The 7,414-nt window shown below is 33.6% G+C and carries 6 protein-coding genes; 5 read left to right on the top strand and 1 reads right to left on the bottom strand.

From position 1 onward, the window contains the following. Nucleotides 1-203: 203 nt before the first annotated feature. Nucleotides 204-1,571, top strand: coding sequence for a DNA/RNA helicase domain-containing protein (locus RU87_RS07700; protein WP_244173070.1), 1,368 nt, complete (start codon nt 204-206; stop codon nt 1,569-1,571). 11 nt (nt 1,572-1,582) lie between these two features. Beyond that, the gene (locus RU87_RS07695) at nt 1,583-1,912 is read left to right on the top strand and encodes a nucleotide pyrophosphohydrolase (RefSeq protein WP_068163491.1); all 330 of its coding nucleotides are present in this window, start codon (nt 1,583-1,585) and stop codon (nt 1,910-1,912) included. 294 nt (nt 1,913-2,206) lie between these two features. Here RU87_RS07695 and RU87_RS07690 read toward each other — a convergent pair whose 3' ends face one another. Continuing rightward, the gene (locus tag RU87_RS07690) at nt 2,207-3,085 is read right to left on the bottom strand and encodes a MurR/RpiR family transcriptional regulator (RefSeq protein WP_068163493.1); all 879 of its coding nucleotides are present in this window, start codon (nt 3,083-3,085) and stop codon (nt 2,207-2,209) included. Nucleotides 3,086-3,283: 198 nt separating this feature from the next. Here RU87_RS07690 and RU87_RS07685 point away from each other — a divergent pair, with 198 nt between their 5' ends. The 3 genes from RU87_RS07685 to RU87_RS07675 all read left to right on the top strand — a co-directional run bounded on the left by RU87_RS07685 (nt 3,284) and on the right by RU87_RS07675 (nt 7,369). Beyond that, nucleotides 3,284-4,666, top strand: a complete 1,383-nt coding sequence (locus RU87_RS07685) for a 6-phospho-beta-glucosidase (RefSeq protein WP_068163508.1) — start codon at nt 3,284-3,286, stop codon at nt 4,664-4,666. A gap of 325 nt (nt 4,667-4,991) precedes the next feature. Beyond that, complete coding sequence (locus RU87_RS07680) at nt 4,992-6,770, top strand: ATP-binding protein (protein ID WP_068163510.1); 1,779 nt, start codon at nt 4,992-4,994, stop codon at nt 6,768-6,770. Then, nucleotides 6,767-7,369 (top strand): response regulator transcription factor, encoded by a 603-nt coding sequence (locus RU87_RS07675; protein ID WP_068163512.1) that lies wholly within the window; start codon nt 6,767-6,769, stop codon nt 7,367-7,369. The genes RU87_RS07680 and RU87_RS07675 overlap by 4 nt, the downstream gene beginning before the upstream one ends. The last annotated feature ends 45 nt before the right edge of the window (nt 7,370-7,414 follow it).

The following is a 7,414-nucleotide window of genomic DNA, read 5'->3' as shown; positions in this document are numbered from 1 at the left end:
ACTCTAATAAATTGACTTAACGTCAAAATCATAAAAATATTTATGTTGGAGAGACTAATGGTTTTTTAAGAAGGCATAATGAACATCTGAATGAAATTAATCCAAAAGTGGATTATAAAAGTTATACAAATTGTTTAGTTATATACTCCAGTTTATTTGATACATCGTCTATTTTAGACTTGGAATCTCTGATATTAAATTATATGATTGCTGAATCTGATTTAACAAAATTTATATTTGCTAATGGGAATAATGGACAGACTGAATTAGTATACAAAAATAAAGAAGAAATATTAACGGTAGTTTTTTATAAACTTTGGAAAAATGAATTATATGGATTAGGACTAGTTCATAACCCTAAAATTGAAGAATTAAGAGAAAGACTTTTATTTAAGTATTCTCCATTCAAGCAATTGTCATCAAAACAAAAAATAATTATAGATGAAATTGAAAAGAATAAAACGGATAAATTCTTGATAGAGGCTCCAGCTGGTTCTGGAAAGTCTGTGATTTTTACTAATTTAGCGTTTTCGTTAGCCGAAAGTAATTCTAATTTAAGCATAGGATTAATTACTACTGGGAATTTAACTAAGCAGTTTAATTTGATTTTCAAATCAATAGGTTTAAGTAAAAAATTAAAAGCTCAAACAGGTTCTCAGATCATAATGGATGCTCGAAAAAATAATAAAAGATTTGATATTATTATTGTAGATGAAGCGCATAAATTAAAGAAATATTATCCTAAAGGACAACCAAATGCAAGGAGGCATTTAAGAGAAGGTGATGAGGAAATCTCTCTCCTTGAAAAAATCACTGACGGGTTAGTTTTATTATATGACCCATATCAGGGTATAAAACCTCAAAATATCAGTCCTTCAGAAATTAGAAAACTAACAAAAAACTATGTAAACATGCAGTTGATGCAACAGTTTAGAATTGGAGGAAATAGTAGTTTTACAGGAGAAGATTTTTTAAATGGTATATTATATGGTTTGCAATTGTCAGATGATAGAAATTTTAATTCCGATGTTTTTAAAGGTGAGTATTTCAGAATTGTAGATACGCTGAAAGAGGTCGTTGATTATGTAGATGATTATTCTCATGCCTATCCCAAAACAACTAATAGAGTAATCGCTGGTTATTGCAGAGAATGGGTATCTAACAGAAAAAAGAAAATAAATAAAGGTAAAAAATATGAGGAATTACCATATGACTGGCATGTAGGTAATGTTTTAAAAAGATGGAATTCAACGGATGTAGATTGGGTAAAAAAACCAAATTCAGAAAATGAAATTGGTTCAATTCATGCTATTCAAGGATATGATTTAAATTATTCAGGAGTCATTATAGGTAATGATTTGACAGTAAAAAACCAAAAAATTGTGGCTGTTTTAGAAAATTATAAAGATATTGGTGGAATACCTTTAAAAGATGGGTTTAACCTATCGGAATTAACAGAATATATATTAAATATTTATTATGTATTGCTTTCAAGAGGGATTGATGGTTGTGCTGTTTATTTTGAAGACAAGAGTGTAGAAAAATTATTTAAGGAACGAGTGGGGCTATAAGAGGTGCATAAATGGATGAGTTAATAAAAGAATTAAACCAATTTAGAGATGATCGAAATTGGAGACAATTTCATAATGCTAAAGATTTGGCAATATCAGTATCTCTTGAAGCTTCGGAATTATTAGAAAACTTTCAATGGCGGTCAAGTGAGGAAGCAATTACTGATGATATAGAAAATATTAAGGACGAAATAGCTGATGTAATGATTTATTGTTTGATGCTAGCTGATGATTTAGATTTAAATGTTAATGAAATTATAAGAAGTAAAATCAAAAAAAATGCTAAAAAATATACTATAAAAAACAGTAAAGGTAATCATATAAAAAGAAGTGTTGAATAATGTATTTACAATCTAACTTTAAAATAGTATAGAATGCATTTATGTTTCAAAAAATTTTTAAAATTAAATCAGAGTAGGTATGCTTGAAAAGAAATAATATAGGAGAGGTTATCAAAGGCACGAATTACGATCTCACATATAAACTTCTCAATTTTTTCATAAAACTCGCTACTGGATAATAACACACGATAGTTATTATGTGTTTTAACCTAATTTAAGACCCAAAGACTACTTGTGAGGATGACAAGGTCTTTTTCTAAGATGTTTTTTGTTTAATAGTCGGGTGTTTTTGCTTTAATCATTCTCCCGCATTATATCTGTATTAATCACCCGTTTATCGATAGCGTGTCCTTTATCTCTGAGCTGTTTGAGGTTTTGATCATAGTGCTCTGAAAAGACTAGGGAATAAAGAATATCTAATAAACAGATGATCGAGATATTTGTCGTGAAGTTACCAATTTTAGAATAAAGTTTTTCTCTTGTTGTGATAGGCAAAAAGTGGGTACAGTCTCTAGATAATTGGTTATCGCCGATACTGGTAATGGCGATCGTCGGCACGTTTGCGTGTTTAAGGACGTCATTGATAGCTAGTAAACTGACATTTTCACCAGAATACGAAATTAAGATGGCACAGTCTTGATCTGTCAGGTTATAGGCTTCGTAAAGAGCTTCACCTTTAATCTCTGAGTGGCTGACGTGTTTACCGATGCGATTCATTTTTAAAGCAAAATCTTTGGAGATTAGTAAGTTAGCATTTTGGGCAAAGATGCGGATGTTATTGGCATCAACGAGTTGTCTTTTGATCGCTGACAAACTGTCATGTTCTAGCAAGGAGTGGATATCTGAGATTGCTGATTGTTCAAGATCAGCGATCTTTTTTGTTACTGTCATGATTGAATCAGTTTGACTAAATGGCAGATTCGCATCGGTTTTGGTGAAATGCCGTTTCAAATAATCCCATTCTGCCAAATAAGCTAGTTTTAACTCTTTCCAACCACGAAAATTTAACTTTTTAGCAATACGTACAATCGTAGAGGGTTGGGTAAATGTTTTTTTAGCTAAGGTTTGGATGGTTAAGGCTTGTATCTCTTCTGGATGGGCTAATAAAAAATCGACAGTCACTTGTTCTGCTGATGAAAAATGATAAGTTTGTAGTTGCTCTTTGATTAACATCTGACACGTCCTTTTTCATAATGAGTCTATTTTTTGACAACTAAAGTTACTGATAATCATGCGTTTGACTAAAAAATTCGAATTAAAAGGCTATTTTTAAGCTATTTTTGTATAATAACTTTTATAATATGTAAAAAACTGCAAATTTAATTTTCTTTATGATACACTAAAGTTGTAAAAAAGTAAAGGAGATAGACCATGAAGAAAAAAGTCAAGATTGCAACCATCGGTGGTGGGAGTAGTTATACGCCTGAGCTGATGGAAGGATTTATCAAACGCTATGATGAGTTGCCGATAAAAGAGATATGGCTTGTAGATGTCGAAGAGGGTAAAGACAAACAAGAAATTGTTGGCAAGATGGCGCAAAGAATGTGGGATGCGACACCCTATGATGTTAAGATTCACACAACATTGGACAGAAAACTTGCTTTAAAAGATGCCGATTTTGTGACGACGCAGTTTCGTGTTGGGCAGTTGAACGCACGTATCAAGGACGAACGCATTCCTTTCTCCTATGGCTTTTTAGGCCAGGAAACCAATGGTGCTGGTGGGATGTTTAAAGCATTTAGAACAATTCCTGTGATCTTGGATATTGTCGAGGATATGAAAGCACTATGTCCCAAAGCCTGGTTAATTAATTTCGCCAATCCTAGTGGTATGGTGACAGAGGCTATCATCAGATATGGTAAATGGGATAAAGTAGTTGGACTGTGCAATGTCCCTGTCATGGCAAAAATGGGAGAATCTGAAACTTTAGGTGTGCCTAAGGAAGACCTGATCTATAAGTTTGCTGGGGTCAATCATTTTCATTGGCATAAAGTAGCGAATAAAGATGGAGAAGACATCACCTTAGACTTGATCGATAAATTATATGAGGAAAATAGTGGCTTACCTAAAAATATCTTTGATGCCGATTTTTATAAAGAGCAGTTAATACAGATGAAGATGATTCCATGTGGCTATCATCGCTATTATTATCGTGCAGAGGAAATGTTAAAACACGGCTTGGAAGAATATGCGACTGTAGGGACTAGGGCCCAGCAGGTCAAACAGATCGAGCATGAATTATTCGAGTTGTACAAAGATCCTGAGTTAGATTACAAACCTAAACAGTTAGAAGAACGTGGAGGGGCTTATTATTCAGATGCTGCATGTGAAACGATCGCCTCTATCTATGGCAATAAAAATACCGAAATCGTGGTATCAACAAAAAATGACGGAGCCATTCCTGATCTCCCAGCAGACTGTGTTGTCGAAGTGACAGCCTATATCGGGGCTCAAGGTGCTAGAAATGTCGCATTTGGAGAATTACCAACTGCTGAAAAAGGCTGGTTACAAGTGATGAAAGCCATGGAGTTACTGACGATCGAAGCGGCTGTTACTGGAGACTATGCCACAGCCCTACAAGCCTTCACGATTAATCCGTTGATTCAGTCAGGTGACACAGCTAAGCAAGTCATGAATGAGCTCTTTATCGCACATGAACGATACTTACCGCGGTTTAAAGCAGCCATAGACGAGCTTAAGACAGAAAATATCGTCATTAAAGATGAACTTGTCAGAGAGATGTGTGCACCTTAACCCATAACTTTACCCAATTAGTTTGGTCAATTAAATCAATATGAAAGTGATAGATAACCAAAGTATCAATCACTTTTTATATGAGGTGCCACTATAGTTGGCGTGTTCTTGTTTGTCTTCATTAATGTTTAGCTTAATGCTTTTATTTTTTTTTTGATGCAACTAGCTATTATATTGAAATTTGAAATTTTTATAATCTATGCTATAGTAGTACCTAAAGGTTTTTTACCAAGTGATTTAGATGAGTCGTGCTAGAGATTAAACTTGCTACTTATCACAAGTTTGAGAGGTAAAGATTATAAGAATAGATAGGAGAAGACTTGACGTGAAGAGAAATAAGACCAAAAATCATTATGTCTACCAAAGTATAGTCGTTTACCTGATTGTGGCTTGCCTAGCTGTTTTTTACTACTCAACTATGCACAGCCCTACCTATCTGGGGATTGGCGTCATACAACATGACAATAGTTGGGAAATTACAAAAATTCAAAAAGATGGTGCGGCTGAACGAACAGGTCTTTTAATCGAAGATAAAATTTTGTCTGTTGATGGCACAGCACCAGGAGAAAACCAAGGGATTAGAAAATGGTTACTGGTGGAACAAGCCAAACAGATAACTGTAGAGAGAGATGGGAAGTCATTTTCTTATACCTTTAAAAAAAATAAAGTCAATATCTATCGATTCTATGAATTTTTGGTCCTTGTCGTAATCTTGTTACTCTTCTTAGCTTGGTATAGTCAAAGACAAATTATTAGTAAAAGAAGTACTTATTTCTACTATTTTTTAGTTAGTATCATCTTTACTTTATTATCTATCGTCCCCTCTAGTATTGGTAACACTGTCGGTCGTAGCATTCTGATTATCATGATCTCTTTATTGCCTTTGTTGATTAGTGTATTTTCTTATAAAACTTATCTCTTAAAAGAACAAGCTAAGCATAATCGGACAGCATTATTTTGTTTTGTCGTATTCATCTGTAACACGCTTTTACTATTGGCTAATTTGATGACAGACATGCCGATGCACGTGATCAATTATTTAGATAAGGGCATTTTTTACAGCTTGTTCTTATCCATCTTTGTGATTGGTATAGGGCATATTTTTAATCATCATCATAACAAGAGTGATGCAAATCTAGTTTTACTTAGCTTACTAAGTATCCTTCCTTTTTTCTTTTGTTATTTCCTACAGTTAGGTTGGTCAACTCCTTTTTCTATCGTGATCCCTTTTTTAGGCTTGCCACTCATTGCCCTATTTCATAGGTTAACCCTATCCAAAAGTTTTCTGTTTCGCTATAGAATTCATCAGCAAGTTTTGTATTTGGCTATTACAGTAATTGTAACGATTGTGATGATTTTACTCATTGCATTGAGTCATTATGTGCCATTTCCACTACTATGTACTTATGCGTTTTTACTCTATTATGCCTTATTAATGATTATCGGTGAGATGGTATCTGTCATCAGAAAAGACAGAGATGAAAGTGATAATTTGACCTCATTTTTTGTTGCTGAAGAAGAGCGTGAAAAAATATCTCTACATATTCATGATACAATCATCCAAGATATCGTATTTTTCACTCGAAAATTAAAAGAAAAAGATAACGTTCCTGACATACCAGAAGCAGTTGATATGCTAGAGGAAACGATTTATCTCTTAAGAGAATTATGTGCTGATGTCTACCCTTTAATGATTCAAGAATTAGGCTTAAAAAATGCATTAGACAATATGGTCAACCAACTCCAAAAGAAATATCCTGTCTTGATTACGATAAAGATAGAAGTAGCTATGCTACAGTTATCGGAAAAGATGAGTAATTTTGTGCTTAGATCAATTAAAGAGTTAATCCATAACAGTATTTTTCATGGTGAAGCTAAAACAATTATTGTCTCTATCACAGAAAACGATGGCTATTACCTGTTCGAGATCAAAGATGATGGTAAATTTGTTACCAAAGAGAACTCAGCCACAGATGCTAATCATTTTGGACTAGATATTATTAAAGAAAAGTTAAAGTTACTAAACGGTGAATTACACATTCACACAGAAAAAGGGACTTGTATTAAGTTTAAGATTCCAGTAATGAAAGAGATGACGACATGACAATCAATTTAGCCCTAATTGATGATCACCAGCTAGTGCTGCATGGTCTTGAAGAAAAATTACAATCAGTTGATAAATTTAATGTGGTTGGCAGCTATGATAATGTTGAGCAGTTTTTACTCTGTTTAAAACATAAGCCTATCGATGTTGTGATTATGGATTTAATGCTTAAAGAAATACATGGCTTTGAGTTGATCAATCAGATACATGCTATGGGGTATACAGACTTAAAAATTATTTTAATTTCTGGCTTCTATGAAGAGCTGCTCCATAAACGTGCGTTAACATTAGGTGTCAAAGCATTTTTAAGAAAAGAAGTCAGCTATGAGGAATTGATTGGTTGTATTATAAATGTTGCGAATGGTAACCATATCATTCCTGATTTTTTAGTAGCACCTCAGCAACAAGTGTTACTATCTGAAATTGAACTTGACGTTTTAAGATTGTTAGTTGAAGAATATACAAATGAAAAAATTGCCAAGGCTTTATTTATCAGCCGACGTACGGTAGAAACACATGTTTCAAATATTTGTCGAAAGCTTGGTGTAAACTCCCGTATTGGCGCTGTTAGGGAAAGTTTGAAATTACGACTGGTATAATTTAGATCGCTTGCGGTGTACCGCAAAAAAACATTCGGAACATAC

It is taken from the genome of Pseudolactococcus plantarum (assembly GCF_002441715.1).
In the GTDB taxonomy this organism is placed as follows: domain Bacteria; phylum Bacillota; class Bacilli; order Lactobacillales; family Streptococcaceae; genus Pseudolactococcus; species Pseudolactococcus plantarum.
Note: the sequence above shows the minus strand (reverse complement) of the source record. Positions and strands in the feature narration are given on the sequence as shown.